This window comes from Cohnella baijiui (assembly GCF_020731285.1).
Taxonomy (GTDB): Bacteria; Bacillota; Bacilli; order Paenibacillales; family Paenibacillaceae; genus Cohnella.
Genome location: NZ_JAJFOW010000158.1, coordinates 1 through 358 on the forward strand (window position 1 = coordinate 1; position 358 = coordinate 358).

The following is a 358-nucleotide window of genomic DNA, read 5'->3' on the forward strand; positions in this document are numbered from 1 at the left end:
TTTTGCTTTCGCCTCATCCACATCGACCTGGGCTTTCTCAATCAGCGTCAGCACATCACCCATGCCAAGAATCCGGCTCGCCATCCGGTCGGGATGGAACGGCTCTAGCGCATCAAGCTTCTCGCCCATACCGACAAACTTAATCGGTGTACCTGTAACCGACTTAACCGAGAGAGCGGCACCGCCCTTCGTATCCCCGTCCAGCTTGGTCATGACAACACCTGTCAGCTCAAGCTGTGCGTTAAAGCTTTCGGCGACATTCACTGCGTCTTGACCGGTCATTGCATCAACGACAAGCAGAATTTCGTTCGGTTTGGTAACTTCTTTGATCTCCTGCAGCTCACCCATCAGTTTCTCG

1 pseudogene is annotated in these 358 nt (G+C 53.1%); it reads right to left on the reverse strand.

Annotated features, from left to right (window positions below):
• Positions 1-358: pseudogene (locus LKX83_RS32110) on the reverse strand (signal recognition particle protein); the annotation flags it as partial.